Source organism: Paenibacillus sp. FSL L8-0435, from assembly GCF_037965655.1.
Taxonomy (GTDB): Bacteria; Bacillota; Bacilli; order Paenibacillales; family Paenibacillaceae; genus Paenibacillus.
This window is the reverse complement of record NZ_CP150185.1, coordinates 6,466,596-6,484,193: the sequence shown is the minus strand read 5'-3', so window position 1 is coordinate 6,484,193 and position 17,598 is coordinate 6,466,596. Positions and strand designations below refer to the sequence as shown.

The window sequence follows — 17,598 nt, the reverse complement described above, 5'->3', positions numbered from 1 at the left end:
ATATAAAGACCAAAGCGCCCTCGGCTTCCATGCTGGGGCGTTTATCTATTTTAGCTCAGGAGTGGATGCGCTGTGTTTACCGAATGTTATCGGAAGCTGATAGATCCTTTCAAACGCAGCATTCGCAATAAATTGATTCTTACCATGACGCTGCTGGCCGTTGTGCCCGTCATTGCCATGACCGCTATGGCAGCTGAGAATACCCGCTCTTCCATGGAAGAGGAGATTATGGAGACCAACCGAGCCAATATGAACTGGGCCTCCATCTATCTGGGTGAACAGTTCGCCCGCATGAACAATATTATTTATTCGATTCAGATCAGTGACGAATTGCATCAATATCTGGCATTGAACGAGGAAGCGCCGGCAGCCAGCCGATTCGATGAACAGAAGGCCATGTTCAATATGCTCAACAGTGTATACTATTCGGCGGGTATTTATGTATTTGGTGTTGAACTCTATCTGAAGGAATTGGACACCCTGTTCACCTTCAACTCCATGGATTCTCGCATCAAAGCGGTATCGGAAATACCGGAAGGATATCATGAGCTTTTTGCACAACATAAAGATTTTACAATTATCAATGATCCGGACGATCCGCAAAAGTTCCATATGACCCGCAGCATGAACCGCTTCGAGGATCAGGCACAGATCGGCGCCATCAGTCTGGAGGTCAAGTGGGCTGAGTTCAACCAGACCCTGGAGCTGCTGGATAGCCGGGGAGACTATGCGGTATACATTGCTGACAGTACGGGCAGTCCGGTCTATCAGCCAAACCAAGAGATTCAGCCTTCAGCGGAAGCACTGGAGAAATTGGCTGGCACAAAAGAAAGTTCGGGGTTTATCCGTACAGCCAAGGAGTACGTATTCTTTCATTCCATTGAGCCGTCAGGACTGCGTGTGATCAAGATTGTACCTGCCCATGTTATTAACGAAAGTGCCTTGGAAACGATGAAATACGGATTGGTTGTGGGTGGCCTGGCCACTGTCATATCTGTAGGACTAGCTGCGCTCGTAGCCTGGCGTACATCGAAGCCCATTGTCAGATTGGCAAATTCCATGAAGGGTATTCAACTGATCAAGGACAGGGAAGTGGTGCGAAGCGGTCGGGTAGATGAGATTGGTCTGCTGGAGAAAAATCTGCACGGCATGGCTAGTCGTATTCGGGAACATATTCGCGACAACTACCTGATGAATCTGGAGAAGCAGACGGCCGAGCTCAAAGCACTGCAATCTCAGATCCATCCGCATTTCCTGCAAAATACGTTGCAGATGATTGGCGGCATGGTCTACTCGCAAAAACCGGCAGACAGTTACAAGGTCATTCGAGCCTTGAGCGAGATGTTTCGTTATATTGTGCGAGCGCCGGATGGACTTGTCCCTCTACAGGCTGAACTCGATCAGTTGGAGCATTATATGCTGATTCAGAAGCAACGTTTTGCCGGCAGGCTTGAATATACACTGGAGATTACCGGAGAAATTCGGGCGTGTTATATCCCCAAGTTGTCTTTGCAACCCATTGTGGAGAATGCATTTTTGCATGGTCTGGAGAAGAAACAGGGCGAGTGGAAGCTGGGCATTGAGGTCGTCTGTGAACCTACAGATGTAACCATTCGAATTCGTGATAACGGTATGGGTATGGATGCTGAGAAACTAATGGAGATGCAGTCCAGACTGGAGCGGCTTACCCGGCAGGCAGATCGGGTGTGGAGTTCAGGTACAAGTATTGGACTGGTCAATGCGGCCTCGCGAATTATAATGCATTTTGGACCTGAGTACGGGATGAGCATGGAAAGTGAATATGGACAGGGGACAAGCGTTACGGTACGAATCCCCTGCAATACAGGAGGCGAAGCCTTGTGAACAAGGAACTGTACAGAGTGCTGCTGGTAGATGATGAACCGTGGAACCGGGATATTCTGCGCAACCTGGGAGATTGGAATGAACTCGGCATGACCGTTGCAGGTGAGGCAGAGGATGGTGAGCAGGCCATACAACTGGTCGAGCAGCTTCAGCCTCACATTATCATTACGGACATGCGCATGCCCGGCACAGACGGTGTGGAGCTGTTACAGACGTTGAGCGGACAATACCCTCAGATCAAGGTGATCGTGGTGAGCGGATATGATGACTTCAATTATGCCAAACATGCGATTCGCCATCGGGCTGCAGATTATCTGCTCAAACCGGTGAATCCGGATGAACTGAATGGTGTACTTGCCAAATGTGCAAAAGAATTGGAAAAGGTGGAATCTGCGCCTGAATCATGGGAATCGTATCCCTCTGCGTTTGCTGGTGAGTTCTCCCTGTTTCAGCAGCAGGCTCGTTTGCGGTTTAATGACCTGAATGTTCAGGGTCTGCGGGAGTGGTTCCAGCAATTGCAGCAGAAGCTGGAACGATGCGAGATTAACAGACCTCGGCAGCTTGGAAGGGTAGCCTATGAATTACAGGCTTTGTTGGATGAACTATGCGTCTCCAATGGCTTGTACGAACGGCCCGAAGCAACGGCGCTACCTCCTTCAACAGCGCTGGCTTCCATCGAATCCACGATCACATGGATTTCGACTCCGTACTATCAGGCTTTGGAGCAGCTCATTGCGCAGCGTAAGTTCAAGAACAAGCTGAACCTGGACGAGGTGAAGCAATACATGGAGCAGCACTGTATGGAGATGATTACGCTGGAGCAGCTCGCCCAGATCTTTTTTGTCAGCAAGGAATATCTCAGCAAGGTATTCAAGAAGGAGTATGAGGTGAACGTGACCGACTATGTTGTCCAATTACGTATGACGAGAGCGAAAGAGTGGGTGATGGACGAACAGATTCCGTTCAAGCATGTTGCCGAGATGGCGGGTTATGAAGATGTGTCCTACTTCTATCGGGTTTTCAAAAAGCATTTCGGAGTATCTCCTGGGGAGATGCGGAAGGGACAACCTCGTATGTCAGGCAATTCAAGCAGCAGCACGGAATGAGTCGTTCGAGAGAGCATTTGCGGCAGGATTAAGGTTTAAAATAATCCAATACACAAGTCTAATTTTGTCCAATGAAGCGCTTTCATCCTCTGATATATAATGAGCCTATGAAAGACAAACCAGTTACACACCGGGAGGTCATAAGAGATGAAAGTATGGAAAAGTGTAGCAAGTGCGGTACTGGTCAGTGTTCTGCTCGCAGGTTGCGGTTCCAATGCAGGAACGGACAATGGGCAGGAGGAATCGGCATCAGGCAGCACGGTATCACTCAAAGTATTCGTTGCACAACCTCGGCTGAAAGAACATTACGATAAATATATAGAACAGTTCAAAGCCAAGGAGAAAGCAGAAAAAAACATTGAGGTGAACGTGCAACTGGAGATGCCGCCAGCGGACAATGCCCCTCAGATTCTGAAGACTCGTCTCGCCTCCAATGATGCACCGGATGTGTTCGCCCTGCATGCAGTCAATGAGATTCCACCATTCAGCAAAGCGGGTTATCTGGAAGACCTGTCGGGCCAACCTTTTGTCGATAAGCTGCTGGATTCGGTTAAACCTTCCATAACGGATGCGGAGGGCAAAATCGTAGCTGTTCCATTGGAAACAGTATCATGGGGCTATCTGTACAATAAAGATATTTTCGAAGAGCAAGGGCTGGAAGTGCCAACGACTTTAACGGAAATGAAAGCGGTCGTGGAGAAACTCAAAGCAGCCAACATTACACCGTTTGAACTATCCTACAAAGAAGCCTGGATTCCGCAATTATTCCTGCCACTTACCGTGGGTGCATTAACTCAGTCTGAGCACAAAGACTTCGTGGAGAAGATGAATCAGGATCAGGGCTCCTTCTCCGATATGAAAGCATTGTTTGATATCTTCGATCTCGTCAATGCCAATGGAACGGACAAAGCGCTGGAAGTGGGCGGAGATGATGGTTCAGCAGCCTTCGCATCAGGAAGCGCCGCGATGTGGATTCAGGGACCATGGTTTGCCGAAACCATTCTGAAGTCCAACCCGGACTTGAACTTTGGTGTAGCACCAATGCCGATTAATGACAATCCGGATGATACCAAAATCAATCTGAGTACCTCCACTTCACTGGCAGTATCGTCATCTAGCAAAAACAAAGAAGTGGCACTCGATTTCGTGAACTACATTCTCGATGACAAGGATTCAAGTGCATTCTTCGAAGCACTCAAGTTCAATCCGATTGCCAAGATCCATGACTTCAAGAGCTTCCCGTGGGTAGACGATGCTCAGAAATATGTGAGTGAAGGTAAAGCATATGAGGACCCATCCCTCCCTCAAGCGGTGAAAGACGAGTCAGGCAAAGCGTTGCAAGGCTACTACTCTGGGCAATTAAATCAACAGCAGGTTATCGATGCGCTCGACAAGGCGTGGAAATCCTACAACAAAGTCAACAAGTAAGGAGCTGTGAGGAATGGAGTACCTGCTTTTGTTTTGTTGACAAAATCTCAATGGGTTTGGGAGTGTAATCAACAAATGAGCGGTACTTTATTTCGTTACAGTCTCCAAGCAGATGATATGGCAGGCAGAACGTTCTTCGTTCCCTCGTTTACAATCATCCGCTTCGAGTGAAAAGGGGGAGAACCAATGGCTACGAATGTGTTCAAGAAGTATCTGTCACTGCTCGCGTTCACTGCGCCTGCCTTTGTCATCTATGCGATTTTCCTGCTGTATCCCACGTTTAGTGGCATGTTCTATAGTCTGACGGATTGGAACGGACTCAATCGGGATTACAGCTTTATCGGTCTGGGCAACTTCGTGGAATTGTTCAAAGAAGATCCTGACTTTCTGAACTCCCTGTGGTTCACGATGAAATATGTAATATTTATGCTGATTCTGCAAAATGGAATTGCCTTGTTGCTCGCCGTGTTGATTGAGTCACGAACGCGCAGCAAGGGGCTCTTCCGGACGCTGTTCTTCATGCCTAACATGATCAGTACAATCATCAGTGCTTTCATGTGGACATTTATCTTCTCTCAGGTGCTGCCACAGCTCGCACAGAAACTGGCCTTTTCGTTCCTCGACCAGCAATGGCTGGGTGATCCGAAGTTTTCATTTTACTCCATTCTGATCGTATCGCTCTGGAACGGTGTAGGGTATATGATGATCATCTATCTGGCTGCTCTTCAGGGTGTGCCAAAAAGCCTCAAGGAAGCGGCTGTTATTGATGGGGCCAACGCATTCCAGGTGCTGGGCAATGTGGTGTTGCCAATGATTACTCATGCCGTGACCATCTGTTTCTTCCTTACGCTGAACGGAGCATTCAAAGTGTTTGAAGTGGTGTATGGACTGACGGGTGGTGGACCGGGCAGAGCCACGCAGGTGATCACGATGAACATCTATGAAGAAGCGTTCTCCAACAACTTCAGATACGGCTATGCGAGTGCCAAATCGGTTGTGCTGTTCATCATCGTACTCATCTTTACCCTCATCCAGATCACCGTCATGAAGAAGAAAGAGGTGGAAGCATGAGGATGCAACGACTGAACAGTTATCTGATTCGACTGCTGCTGATTCTGGGCTCTCTCGTTGCCATGCTGCCGATCTACATGGCGGTGGTGAACTCTTTCAAAACACAGGGTGAGATGTTCCAATCCTTTCTCGCGCTGCCAACAACGCTTCACTGGGAGAATTATTCGGACGCGTTTAACAAAATCAATCTGCTGGGCAGTTCGATGAACTCGGCGATTGTATCCTTTCTGGGGATCGGGGGAATTGTCTTCTGTGCCTCACTTGCGGGATACAAGCTGTCACGTACCTCCGGACGTTTGAGCAACCTGATCTTCTTCCTGTTTGTTGCGTCCATGTTAGTACCGTTCCACTCAATCATGATTCCGCTGACACGGGTAGCCAAAGGCATGGGGGTGCAAGGAAGCACGTACGGATTGGCTTTGATCTATATCGGGCTTGGTGTGAACATGGCAATCTTCCTCTACCACGGGTTTGTGAAGTCTATTCCGCGTGAATTGGAGGAGTCGGCTCAGATGGATGGATGTAATGAGTTCCAGACGTTCTTCCAGATTATCTTCCCGCTCTTGCTTCCGATCACAGTCACCATCGCGATTCTGGACTTCCTGTGGATCTGGAATGACTTTTTGTTGCCACTGCTCATGCTAACCGATGTGAATCGTTATACGCTGATTCTGTCCACGAACATGCTGTTTGGTGAATATAACAAGGAATGGCCGTTGATTCTGTCCTCCCTGGTACTGACTGCAATTCCGGTTATTCTAATCTATGCGTTTTTCCAGAAGTTCATTATGGAGGGTATTGCGGAGGGTGCGGTCAAAGGGTAGAACATTCAAAGGAATCCCGGAGCGCAGCTGGTATTTGCCCGTACTGGTATTCGGCTAAACTTACAAAATTTACGCGAATAGCCTTGATCTGAAGGACATGGTCCTTCCAGGTCAAGGCTGTTTTTTGATTGCGAAGTCAGGAAACAGTATTCGTCGAAGTCAGGATTCAGAATCCATGAGCCTCTGGACAGCCTCTGCGAGGCATTGTAGTCCACGCTCCATCTCATCAGGTGAGGCATAAGCGTAAGACAGCCGAATGTGACTCGCATCCAGCCGGTCATACAGATAACCCGGGTGGATAAGTACATTTTGCTCCAGACAGGTATGGAACAATTGGCGGATGGAGAGAGGGGAGACCGTGAATTGCAGCCAGATATAAAATCCACCAGCGGGTATTTCCCACTCCGCAATACCATGAAAGTGACTTTGAAGCAGCTCCAGCATGGTATCTCTGCGTCTGCGTAGTTCAGGGCGAAGGCGTTCCATATGTCCAGCGTGATGTCCTTCTGCGAACCACAGGGCAGCAGCTTCTTGGGCGAGTGAACTGGTACCATAATCGGTCTGCATCTTGATATCGGCGAAACGGCGAATGACCGGCTCTGGCCCAACTAGCCATCCGAGACGTAGTCCGGGGCTGACTGCTTTTGACAGGGTACCCATATGCAGCACCCGTCCTTCCTGGTCACGCGCCTTCAGCGATGAGGGAGGAGGAGTATCCAGCCACAGATCACTGTAGGCGGCATCCTCCAGTATGGAGATGCCTAGTGTTCGAGCCGTGGTCATCAGTTCTTCCCGGCGGTGATCACTCATGACAGAGCCGGTGGGATTGTGAAAGCTCGGGATCGTGTAGAGAAGCGAGATGTGGTCTTGATCTTTTACATGCTGCGCAGCTTCCTCCAGACGTGCAATGTGTAGGCCTTCGTCATCCATCGGGATACCACTCATTTTCAACCCTGCCGACTGAAAGGCGTGAATGGAATAGAGATACGACGGTTTTTCCAGCAGAACTGCTGATCCGCGAGGGAGAAGTCCGACCGAAATCAAGTGTAGCGCCTGAAGAGAGCCCGATACAATCAGTATGGAATCTGGAGAGGCTGGAATGCCAGTAGCCTGCAAATGGACTGACAAAGCCTCACGAAGCTCCAGGCTTCCTTGAGGTTCCAGGTAGTTGAGTATACGCGAACGATGGGATAGGGAATACAGAATGTCGTTAAAAGCATCCTGAGGCATCAGCTCCGGGGCAAGCTCCCCTGTACCTAGGCGTATGATGCCAGGCCGGAATTCAGCCTGATTAATCTGCTGGATCTCGGGCAGGTTGGGATAATACCAGCCCTCCTCGATGGCTTCGTTCCAGTTAGGCATGGCTCCGTGAGCCATACCATGCCAACCGGAGCCTGAAATATAAGTTCCCCCGCCATGTCTGCCCTCAATCAGACCAGCGGCGGCCAGATTATCAAGGGCAGTGACCAATGTACTGCGGTTTACCCCCATGGACTCAGCCCATATTCGCTGTGAGGGGAGACGGTATCCTGCTGACCATTCGCCCGTTGTGATTTTCTGCCGGACATAGGCTTCAATCTGGCGATACAAGGGCAAGTCGAGAGAAGGGTTCGGCTTCCACCCCATGTTTAGCCGAGAATCAGAACGTTCCATTACAGGCAGAATCACCTCCGTTTTTCTTTGTAACGAACACTATATCATTTGGTTGGGTCTGATGCCATCCAAGTGGTTGGTTACGTCAGTTATCATCTCCCCTAATATGAAGGACAGAGATAAGGGGGAAGCACGATGGAGGTTGTTATTCACGCAGTGGTTCTGGCGTTTGGCCTGATCTTACCACTGGGTGTGCAGAATGTATTTATTTTTAACCAGGGCATGAGCCAGAGGCGTTATATACATGCACTGCCTGCTGTAATAACGGCAGGGGTCAGTGATACGTTGTTGATCGGGGCAGCCGTTGGAGGGGTGTCGCTCATTTTGCTGCAATGGCCAGTTCTGGCGAATGTGTTGTATGGCGCAGGAAGTTTGTTTTTGCTGTATATGGCTTGGAGTATCTGGAGGTCATCCGAATCTGTGGAAGGTTCGCAAACGGTAATGTCAGCAGGGCGACAGATTGCGTTCGCCGCATCCGTATCTTTACTCAATCCCCATGCGCTGCTGGACACCGTTGCCGTGATTGGCACCAGTTCACTTGAGTATGAAGGGGTGGAGCGCATCTATTTTGCCCTGACAGCCGCGGCTGTATCGTGGATATGGTTCTTGGGACTTGCAGGCGCAGGCAGGGTGATTGGCAGAACGGATCGAACTGGACGCATCAGTCTGGTGTTTAATCGGTTGTCCGCTGTGGTCATGGTTGGGCTGGCGGTTATGATGCTGTGGAAGCTCATCTATTCATAGAAGGACCGTGATGTGACTCATCCTGTTAAAATAAAAAAACTCCCCGTGACGTTAATCGCACGGAGGGTTCAATGTAGGTGCTGAATTTGATTATCAGCATAGCTAACTGATCTAGTTATTGAGTAGGAATATGTAGTGCTCGATAATACTTCGATGTTGTGTCTCCCATATATGGCGGGTCATTTGAATTAGGGTCATCGTAATCGGATCTATTCCGCCTTCAGCAGCATGGATTCAATAAACACTTTCAGATCACGGCTTACACTGTTCAACTGATCAATGACCTCGCTGAACTCGGTTACCAGCACCGCTTGTTGGTTGCTAGACTGTGAGATGGATGTGATCTCCTGCTCCATCTGCTGAATGGAATGCTGAACATCCTTCAAGGAACGTTCGATATTCACCGTAGCTTCTTTGGTACCTGTAGAAAGTTTGCGCACTTCAGATGCAACAACGCTGAATCCGGCGCCTGCTTCACCTGCTCGGGCTGCTTCGATGGCTGCATTCAGGCCGAGCAGATTGGTCTGTTCTGAGATTTCACGGATGAATGCGGCGACTTTGTTCACTTCACCTGAGTTCTGCACAGCCATGCGGGTATTATCCAAAATCTGCGTGGAAGATGCCGTCAATTGCTCGGATTGGGCGGCTACCGTCTGCACCATATCTGTTAATTTTCCGCTGATACCGCCGATCAATTCAGTGAAGTACTCCAGTTTTTCTTCATTCTGAAGAGAGAAACCAATGGCAAGTGTGCCTACGATATTTCCTTGCTCATCCCGAAGTGGGGTGGCCGCCGAGTTGATTGATGTGCCATAGAATTTTGCATCAATACGGTTCGCTGAAGTTTCTCCATGTATAAGTGCCCGGCGGAGTGTAGGGTCATCGAGGGAAACGGGGTCTCCTGCCTTGATGCCCAGATCGAGTTCGTTGCTGGGAACATAATACCAGAACTTCTCCGTGTCGGTTACCGCAATCATGATATCATGTTCTTTCAGCATAATTTTAAAATATGGACTTGCTGCAACGAGTGCTTCAACGATGTTCAATAAGGTTCAGCTCCTATAATGTATATGTATCATCTAGATGTATTGTATACATCGTCAGAATGAGGTTAATCTTGAAGGCCTGATAAGGGCATAACGTATATTAATTAAATTTCCAACAAATGAAACAGGGGAATTGGAGTTTTTCAGAAATTTACGAAAAAATAACGAAAAAGCAGACAAGAACATCATGCTCTTGTCTGCTTTGGTTATCCACCTATGTTTTATGACACGCTTCACTTCACGTTATGAAAGCTGATTTACGTAAGGGGTCACCGCGCCAGCGTTACCTCTTCCGTTGTGTGAAGAGGTCTTCCTGACGGTACAGATATATATCCATACGCAGGAATGCGCGGTCGTGTTATATGCGTACTGTTGCTATCCGCCAATCTGGGACATGCGGCGTACCGTCGGTGTATGAGATTGCATTTTTTGTTCCAAAGCCAGAGCCATCTCATGATTCTTTGGTTTCGTACCCAGCGCTTTGAGGAAAAGCGCCGCCATGGCATTCGGATCATCCACGAAGCGGCGAACATTATACTCATCTGACCAGTAGAGGCAGGCTTTGATATGTCCGTCTGCGGTCAGCCGAAGTCGGTTGCAATTGTCACAGAAGTGATCGCTTACGGGATGAATCAATCCAAATGTGCCTTCGGAGCCCGCAATTTTCATATTTCGTGATGGGCCATTGCCCGCAGGGCCTGTTGTATTTTCTACCGTCCAGCCTGCTTCAGCACATACATCTGTCACGGCTTCCAGCGGCAAATAAGATTTGCGCCATGAATCTGAAGCCTGTCCAATCGGCATATATTCAATAAAACGCACATGAAGAGGTTGATCAATCGTCATTGCAATAAAATCCTTGATCTCATCATCGTTGATACCCTTCATCAGCACAACATTCAGCTTGATCGGAGCAAGGCCAGCGGCAGTTGCAGCTTCAATGCCTTTCAGCACCTTGTTCACATCTCCGCCGCGGGTAATCATGGAGAAGCGATCAGCGCGCAGGGAATCCAGACTGATGTTAATCCGGTTCAACCCGGCATCTTTCAACGCCTGAGCTTGTTTGTCCAGCAGAAGAGCGTTGGTAGTCAGGGCAATATCGTCAATCCCGTCAATTGCCGAGATCATGCTGACGAGCTTGTGCAGATCCTTGCGTACCAACGGTTCGCCCCCGGTGAGTCGGACTTTGCGCATGCCCATGGGAGCGAGCACCTTCAGCACCTGCGCAATCTCTTCGTAGCTCATAATCTCATCATGTGGAGCAAACTCCATGCCCTCTGCAGGCATGCAGTACACACAGCGTAAATTACAGCGGTCCGTAACAGAAATACGGATGTAGTCATGTATCCGGCCAAATGAATCCTGAAGCAGTTCCATGCAGACCACCCTTTCATCGGTTCAGATTGGAAATCTTCTATTATAAATGATACGACAATTTCAAAAGGAACAGTTGCATCAAATTTTAGCTATTTCTCCAATCCGCGTCAACGATGACGTCAGATGACAGCATTTTTGGCAGGATGGTTTAGATGGAATTGACCCACGAGTTGTTGCAGAAAGACGGTAATGGCTTCCACATTATGAGAAGAATGCTGAACCTGCAACATATCACGGATCAGCTCCATCATCTCTGCTTCTACCTCAGCAGAAGTCGCCCGATTTTGATGGCTGATTGCAGCAATATTCTCCATCAGCATGACCACTTGATCCACGACTTGCGTGCGCTCAGGTTCTTCAGCGGTAGCATTTTGCAGAAGTTGCGAAGCGGCCTGAACCAGTGTTGTTCCTTCAGCCAGTACCTGATCACCCTCTGTGATTAATTGAGATGCGGCTCCTGCTGCCGTTGAGATTCGGTCCAGAATCTGATGAATATTTTCAGTTGAAGAGCGGGATAACTCGGCCAGCTTGCGGATTTCCCCTGCCACGACTGAGAACCCTTGGCCATGTTCGCCCACGCGTGCAGCTTCAATGGTGGCATTCAGAGCCAGCAGGTTGGTCTGAGCTGAAATTTCATCAATGACAGCCAGTGCACGGTAAATCTCTTTCATGGTATCCATGAAGGACAGGATGGTACGGTTGGTATCGGACACCGCTCCTGAGATTTGGGTCATTTTATCGCCGATTCGTTCCACTTCCTGTTGAGCCACGCTGATCTGTTCGGTAGCAGAGGTCTCCAGTTGTTGCAGCGTTATGCGCATGTGATCAGCAGCGATCTTGGCCTGGTCGAGATCTTCCAGTTGGGTGCGAATGGCCTGAATCATCGAACCAAGCTTGTAGTTCACACGCTCAGTCGTACCTTGGGTTGTCTCTGTTGAAGTTCGCATCTGATACTGATTATCCATAACGTCTACCGTGGCAAGTTGTACCTTCAGCATAATGCCTTCCAGAGAATCGATCATGTTGTTGATCCACTTCGCCAGTTCACCTGATTCATCTTGGGCAAAAGCAGACGTGTCCAGGCGCTGGGTCAGATCCCCCCTGCCTTCGGCGTTAATTCGAATAAATCGGCTGATGCGACGCAAGTCTTCATGAACTCGTTGATATTGGCTGCGATGCAGCTGTAATGCAGTGAAGAATCCGAATAACACATTAACAGCGGCCATTGCTGCTGCGCTCCACCCACTACCAGTGAGGGCATAGACAAGAGCTGCTCCTGCAACGCCTGACAAAAGCGTGAAGAGACTGTGCTGCTTGAACTGGCGCCAGCCGATGCTTCGTATCCGATACACTTCCTCCAGATCCCCTTCACACATCATGCCCCAGCGATCAGGACAGTGTGGCAGCTGGAAGGTGATGCCTTTGCCGATCACAGAAATATGGCGATAGTCCGAGTAGCCGGGAAAAGCTACGAACAGATTGGAACCATTCTGAATGGTGTTTGCTACTCCGGGGTGTAGTTCTCCGGTCGACGGGTCAGTGAACATGAGTTCCAGCTCGGTATGCTCCTTGACGGAAACGATACCCCATTCGGTGGTGACACCATCTTTGAGATTTTCCCCATGTGTAAAAGTACGGTCCTCGAAGCGGCTTCGGGATAAGGCGGTGCCTGGTTGCAGATGGGGCCGTAATATTGACTCAGCCATAAAGAGGTAATTGTCACCGGAATCAGGATAGATATGACCAGATTCTCGTTGGATCAGGTCACCGAGTATATCCCCGGGTACACGGCTGCATAATGAACCGACATATCGACCTTCCTGCAGGATTGGGGAGATAAACAGCAAGGTGACATCATCGTGAAAAGCGGACGAGCGTGGACCAATATCCAACGTCAGTGGATCAGAATAAGGACCATACAAGCATTTTTTTCCATGGAGATCTGCTCTGGAGTATTTCAATCCTGGTCCAATTAAAGCTTCGTAATCTTCATAGATCTGTCCAATATGTTTCTTATATGTAGAGAATACCACCTGATTCTGTTCGTTCAGCATGAATAGCTCCGTACTGTCTACGGCTCGAATATAACTGGATTGAAACCATGCATCTAGTTTGCTTCGTTGCTGTGAACCTTGTAATACATCCTCTAATTGGACCGACTGTATCTGTTGGAGCAAACGGTCCAGGTGATTCCATTGTTCATCTGCCCAGTCCATCATAAGCTGCCGTCTCGTTTCCGCAATCCCCTCAAAGATCTGTTCGACATCTTCCTTCATATGTGCGTTCAACCGATACGATCGCCACAGCGGCAATCCTTTTCTCCATCCCAGCCAATCAAACATCATGACCACCCCAATTTCTGGATTCTATATTCAATCTTTATACAAGAAAACGAACAAGAATACGAGGGGATATGTCATATTTTCCGAATATTCATTCAATAAATACAAATGATCGTACGTTTATTGTTAGGTGAAATATATGTTAGCTTTCTACCAAGGAAATTCACATGAATACATCTGAGAATGGGTCTCATTTTACATTGTGTAACATGAACAGGCCCATACTCAAAACACACTGTATAATGTAATCCCCGCCCAAAGCGATATAGTATTATCTAACAAGCAAAACCTGTTACGTTTGTGTATATAAACCTCCCATTCAGCCTTGGTGTGCAATGAAAACAACTTCCCACAAAGGAGAATGCCCATGTCCTCCATATCCTCAGCCACAGTCCCCGAAGCCTGCCATATTGATGTAGATCATGTGTCCGTTGTTTTTGGCAAAGGTACACAACAAGTGACTGCCTTGTCGGATGTTACATTCCAGATCCAGTCCAATGAGTTTGTCTCTCTGCTGGGCCCTTCCGGCTGTGGTAAGTCGACCTTGCTCCGGCTGGTAGGTGATCTGCTTCAGCCCACCTCAGGCACCGTACGCATTGCAGGTCAGGAACCTGAGCGTGCTCGTCTACAGCGACAGTTCGGCATCGTTTTCCAGACACCAGCCCTGTTCGATTGGCGCACCGTTCGTCACAATGTGGAATTGCCCTTGGAGCTGCTCGGTACCCGCCGGAAGGAGTGCCGCCGCATTAGCGGTGAACTGCTTGAAATGGTAGGGCTAACCCGCTTCGCAGACCATTATCCATGGCAGCTCAGCGGCGGGATGCAGCAACGTGTATCCATTGCACGTGCCCTTGCGCTTGATCCACCATTGCTGCTGATGGATGAACCCTTTTCGGCCCTGGACGAATTCACCAAAGAAAAACTTCAATTGGAGCTGCTTGAGATCAAGCGCTCAACAGGCAAGACCTTCCTCTTTGTCACACACAGCATCCCCGAAGCGGTATTTCTATCCGACCGGATCATCGTACTCTCGGCACATCCGGGACAGGTGCATTCCATTCATTCCGTCAATCTGCCTTCCGAACGTCATAGTGAACTAAGAGAAACGGAAGCCTTCTACCACATGATCACGACCATTCGCAACTGCTTCTACGAGGAGCGTGATGAATCTCATGTCTCTGCGGTTCTTTAAACCAGGATATCGCTCCTGGGTTGTCATCTGGATTATGGCCATATTGGTGCTGTGGGAAGGAATCGCCTGGATACTCCAACTGTTCTTGTCACCCCAGCAGGCGGCGTCTCGCCTTCCTTATCTGCACGAAGTCTTTGTAGCCTTGTTTCGTTACTCGAGTACGCTCGCAGAGCAGGGGGCTGTCACGTTTGGCAATGCAGCCATTGGTTTTGCAGGGGGAACGTTGCTGGGTCTGGGTTTGGCGCTGCTCATGAGTGCGGCTGTCTGGCTGGAGCGCACGTTATCGCCATATGTTGTCTCCTCACAGATGGTTCCGGTTATTGGTCTAGCACCAATTGTGTACGGCATCATTCACAACGGGGAGTGGGCCCGAATTGTTATGGCGGCGTATGTTACTTTCTTCCCGATCATCATCCATACGTTAAAAGGATTGAAAAGTACAGCACCAGAGCACCTGGAACTTATGCGTTCCTGTGGAGCTTCACTGACTGCACGATATATCAAATGTCTGCTGCCCTCAGCACTTCCGGGACTATTTTCTGGGTTGAAAATAGCCGCTCCGCTGGCGGTGACCTCCTCCATCGTTGTGGAATTGATGGGCGCTCCCGATGGACTCGGCGTCCTGATGGTCAGTTCGTTATATTACGGTCATGCCCAAGTTGGCATGTTCTGGGCGACCATCATGCTTAGCATTGGCATTGGCCTGATCTCGTATCTGGCCATCAGTTTGGCAGAACGTTGGCTGACCCCTTGGCAGCCTGAATTCAGGGCCAAAGGAGGGGATGCCACATGAGTGAAGGTCAAGTTTTGCAACGGAAGCAGGATGAAGGTGTGGCAATTGCTGCTGTAACTGGCGCGGCTACGCCCCTCACTGGTTCACAGATGACGGCTTCTCCCGGATCGGAAATTCATGGACAACAGGGACAAGCTGAAAAGGCCAGATTGGGCACCAGCGTTCGCGGGCGCTCCATTGCACTGAGCATGCTTCCTTGGGGTGCTGGTGTGTTGTTTCTCACCCTTTGGCAGCTCAGGTTGTTTCATTGGATATTTTCGCTGGAAAGTTACCAACTACCTTTGCCTTCCGCGATTGCGGCATCCATTCAGGAAAATGCCAATATGCTCTTTCGTTATGCGATGTACAGCGGAACCGAAATGCTGGGAGGTTTCTTGCTCGGATCATTGTTGGGCGCTCTAGCGGCAGCGGGTGCATCGTTCTTTCCAACAAGCGGCAGGGCCGCGGTTACGGTTTTGTCAGCACTGAACGCTGTTCCGATTGTGGCCCTTGCCCCGATTATGAACAATTGGTTTGGTGATGGGATCTGGTCGCGTATTGCAGTCGTCACGGTGATTACAATGGCCGCCATGGCCGTCAGCCTGTTCAAAGGGCTGACTTCCATTCAACCGCAGTACAGTGATCTGCTGAGTGGCCTTGCTGCGAGCAGGATGCAGTTTTTTTGGAAGCTGAGACTGCCTCACGCCATGCCTTCCCTCTTTGCCGGACTGAAGATCAATATGTCGACCAGTATTATCGGGGCCATTGTGGGTGAGTTTTTCATTGCCTCACAAGGGCTCGGATACTTGCTCTCGGATCAGATTCGACTGGCGAACATGCCCTTGGCCTGGTCCTGCATTGTCATCGCCGCTGCGCTCGGTATTGTGCTGTATGAAGCGGTTGTTCTGGCAGAAAAGCGACTCATTCCGTGGAATCGTGCACGCACAGATCACTAACATACATCAGGGTATCAACCATCCATAGATCGTAATACGTGATTGAGGTTGTTCAAAAAGTCCACGGTACTGAAAAGCAGACTTTTTGAACTCGGACTGATGCTTGAAAATTCGTATATAAACAGGGGGTTGTTCTGTACATGTACAAAACGTTGAAGCCGGGTTTGCTGGTATTGCTCCTGTTGGTTGTTACGATGCTGAGCGCATGTTCTACGAAGTCCGAGCCAGCGGCTGGACCTATTGCCGCGAGTTCAGGAGGGGCGGGAGAAGCAGATCAACCGTTAACCAAAGTGAAAATTCAACTGAAATGGGTGCCGCAGGCGCAGTTTGCCGGGATTTATGCAGCGAAGGAAAAAGGTTTTTTTGCAGAGGAAGGCATTGATGCCGAGATTATTCCGGGTGGCCCGGATATCGTGATTGAGCAGCAGGTGGTCAATGGCGCGGCCGATGTGGGCATTACGGGTGTAGACAGTCTGCTGGTCAGCCGGGATAACGGCCTGCCACTCGTCTCGCTCGCCCAGATCTCACAGAAGAGCAGCTATCGTTTGATTGCGAAGAAGTCCCTGGGCATTACCGATCCGGCTCAGATGAAGGGCAAGATGGTCAGTACCTGGTTTGGCAGTCAGCAGTTTCAGGTGCTCGCGTTCATGGAGAAGAACGGCCTGGACCCGAAGAAAGACATTGAATTGGTGAAGCAGGGCTTCACAATGGATCAGTTTTTCAACGATCAGGTAGATGTAGCTACGGCGACGATCTATAACGAATACCACGTTGTACTGGAAAGTGGAATGAAAGAATCCGATCTGGATGTGTTCAACATTGAAGATGCCGGTGTTGGCATGCTGGAGGATACGCTGATTGCCAAAAAGGATTGGGTAGACAGCAACCGTGAGCTTGCGATCAAAGTGACCCGTGCCATTCTGAAAGGGTGGAATTACGCCATTGATCAACAGGATGAAACGGTGGATATCGTGATGAGTAATGTGACGGATGGCAGCACCACCCGTGAACATCAGGTCACGATGCTGGAAGAGATTGCGAAGCTGATTCAACCGGAAGGATTTACGGAGCAGCAAGTCGGCAGTTTTGTGGATGAGTCATTTACCCGGACTGCGGATATTGCACTGAACTATGGTCTGATCAAAAAAGCTGCCAACCTGGATGAAGCGCTCGAGAAAAGCATCTATGAAGAAGCGGTGAAATAAGCGTGTGGAGGAGGATGAC

General features: G+C 49.3%; 14 protein-coding genes. 10 read left to right on the top strand and 4 right to left on the bottom strand.

Annotated features, from left to right (window positions below):
- The first annotated feature begins 72 nt into the window (after positions 1–72).
- The 5 genes from NST33_RS28715 to NST33_RS28695 all read left to right on the top strand — a co-directional run bounded on the left by NST33_RS28715 (position 73) and on the right by NST33_RS28695 (position 6,292).
- Positions 73–1,863: a sensor histidine kinase gene (locus NST33_RS28715; RefSeq protein WP_339305953.1), complete on the top strand. Its 1,791-nt coding sequence runs from the start codon at positions 73–75 to the stop codon at positions 1,861–1,863.
- Positions 1,860–2,969: a response regulator gene (locus NST33_RS28710; RefSeq protein WP_339305951.1), complete on the top strand. Its 1,110-nt coding sequence runs from the start codon at positions 1,860–1,862 to the stop codon at positions 2,967–2,969. Before NST33_RS28715 ends, NST33_RS28710 begins: the two co-directional genes overlap by 4 nt.
- Before the next feature lie 147 nt (positions 2,970–3,116).
- Positions 3,117–4,397 (top strand): extracellular solute-binding protein, encoded by a 1,281-nt coding sequence (locus NST33_RS28705; RefSeq protein ID WP_221825477.1) that lies wholly within the window; start codon positions 3,117–3,119, stop codon positions 4,395–4,397.
- A 186-nt stretch (positions 4,398–4,583) separates the two neighbouring features.
- On the top strand, positions 4,584–5,468 hold the full coding sequence (locus NST33_RS28700) for a sugar ABC transporter permease (protein ID WP_339305949.1): 885 nt from the start codon (positions 4,584–4,586) through the stop codon (positions 5,466–5,468).
- A complete protein-coding gene (locus NST33_RS28695; protein ID WP_047840740.1) occupies positions 5,465–6,292 on the top strand; it encodes a carbohydrate ABC transporter permease in 828 nt (275 codons plus the stop codon). The genes NST33_RS28700 and NST33_RS28695 overlap by 4 nt, the downstream gene beginning before the upstream one ends.
- Before the next feature lie 159 nt (positions 6,293–6,451).
- On the opposite strand, the gene NST33_RS28690 is transcribed toward NST33_RS28695, so the two are convergent.
- The gene (locus tag NST33_RS28690; protein ID WP_339305947.1) at positions 6,452–7,945 is read right to left on the bottom strand and encodes a PLP-dependent aminotransferase family protein; all 1,494 of its coding nucleotides are present in this window, start codon (positions 7,943–7,945) and stop codon (positions 6,452–6,454) included.
- Positions 7,946–8,080: 135 nt separating this feature from the next.
- On the opposite strand from NST33_RS28690, the gene NST33_RS28685 reads away from it, so the two are divergent.
- Entirely contained in the window at positions 8,081–8,689 is a 609-nt protein-coding gene (locus NST33_RS28685; protein WP_339305945.1) for a LysE/ArgO family amino acid transporter, read from the top strand.
- A gap of 209 nt (positions 8,690–8,898) precedes the next feature.
- On the opposite strand, the gene NST33_RS28680 is transcribed toward NST33_RS28685, so the two are convergent.
- From NST33_RS28680 to NST33_RS28670, 3 genes are all read right to left on the bottom strand, one after another.
- Positions 8,899–9,735 carry a methyl-accepting chemotaxis protein gene (locus NST33_RS28680; RefSeq protein WP_036612668.1) on the bottom strand — a complete coding sequence of 279 codons (837 nt, stop codon included), beginning with the start codon at positions 9,733–9,735 and terminating at the stop codon, positions 8,899–8,901.
- A gap of 375 nt (positions 9,736–10,110) precedes the next feature.
- Positions 10,111–11,112 carry a GTP 3',8-cyclase MoaA gene (gene moaA / locus NST33_RS28675; RefSeq protein WP_100528370.1) on the bottom strand — a complete coding sequence of 334 codons (1,002 nt, stop codon included), beginning with the start codon at positions 11,110–11,112 and terminating at the stop codon, positions 10,111–10,113.
- A gap of 119 nt (positions 11,113–11,231) precedes the next feature.
- A complete protein-coding gene (locus NST33_RS28670) occupies positions 11,232–13,457 on the bottom strand; it encodes a methyl-accepting chemotaxis protein (protein ID WP_339305943.1) in 2,226 nt (741 codons plus the stop codon).
- Between the two features lie 364 nt (positions 13,458–13,821).
- On the opposite strand from NST33_RS28670, the gene NST33_RS28665 reads away from it, so the two are divergent.
- From NST33_RS28665 to NST33_RS28650, 4 genes are all read left to right on the top strand, one after another.
- Entirely contained in the window at positions 13,822–14,646 is an 825-nt protein-coding gene (locus NST33_RS28665; RefSeq protein WP_237177369.1) for an ABC transporter ATP-binding protein, read from the top strand.
- Positions 14,627–15,439, top strand: a complete 813-nt coding sequence (locus NST33_RS28660; RefSeq protein WP_339305940.1) for an ABC transporter permease subunit — start codon at positions 14,627–14,629, stop codon at positions 15,437–15,439. Before NST33_RS28665 ends, NST33_RS28660 begins: the two co-directional genes overlap by 20 nt.
- A complete protein-coding gene (locus NST33_RS28655) occupies positions 15,436–16,374 on the top strand; it encodes an ABC transporter permease (RefSeq protein ID WP_339305938.1) in 939 nt (312 codons plus the stop codon). The genes NST33_RS28660 and NST33_RS28655 overlap by 4 nt, the downstream gene beginning before the upstream one ends.
- A 140-nt stretch (positions 16,375–16,514) precedes the next feature.
- Positions 16,515–17,579 carry an ABC transporter substrate-binding protein gene (locus tag NST33_RS28650; protein WP_339305936.1) on the top strand — a complete coding sequence of 355 codons (1,065 nt, stop codon included), beginning with the start codon at positions 16,515–16,517 and terminating at the stop codon, positions 17,577–17,579.
- The last annotated feature ends 19 nt before the right edge of the window (positions 17,580–17,598 follow it).

Coding starts and splice junctions, on each gene's coding strand:
- NST33_RS28705 (WP_221825477.1), top strand. CDS start 3,117: ATGAAAGTATGGAAAAGTGTAGCAAGTGCGGTACTGGTCAGTGTTCTG.
- NST33_RS28700 (WP_339305949.1), top strand. CDS start 4,584: ATGGCTACGAATGTGTTCAAGAAGTATCTGTCACTGCTCGCGTTCACT.
- NST33_RS28695 (WP_047840740.1), top strand. CDS start 5,465: ATGAGGATGCAACGACTGAACAGTTATCTGATTCGACTGCTGCTGATT.
- NST33_RS28690 (WP_339305947.1), bottom strand. CDS start 7,945: ATGGAACGTTCTGATTCTCGGCTAAACATGGGGTGGAAGCCGAACCCT.
- NST33_RS28685 (WP_339305945.1), top strand. CDS start 8,081: ATGGAGGTTGTTATTCACGCAGTGGTTCTGGCGTTTGGCCTGATCTTA.
- moaA (WP_100528370.1), bottom strand. CDS start 11,112: ATGGAACTGCTTCAGGATTCATTTGGCCGGATACATGACTACATCCGT.
- NST33_RS28670 (WP_339305943.1), bottom strand. CDS start 13,457: ATGATGTTTGATTGGCTGGGATGGAGAAAAGGATTGCCGCTGTGGCGA.
- NST33_RS28665 (WP_237177369.1), top strand. CDS start 13,822: ATGTCCTCCATATCCTCAGCCACAGTCCCCGAAGCCTGCCATATTGAT.
- NST33_RS28660 (WP_339305940.1), top strand. CDS start 14,627: ATGTCTCTGCGGTTCTTTAAACCAGGATATCGCTCCTGGGTTGTCATC.
- NST33_RS28655 (WP_339305938.1), top strand. CDS start 15,436: ATGAGTGAAGGTCAAGTTTTGCAACGGAAGCAGGATGAAGGTGTGGCA.
- NST33_RS28650 (WP_339305936.1), top strand. CDS start 16,515: ATGTACAAAACGTTGAAGCCGGGTTTGCTGGTATTGCTCCTGTTGGTT.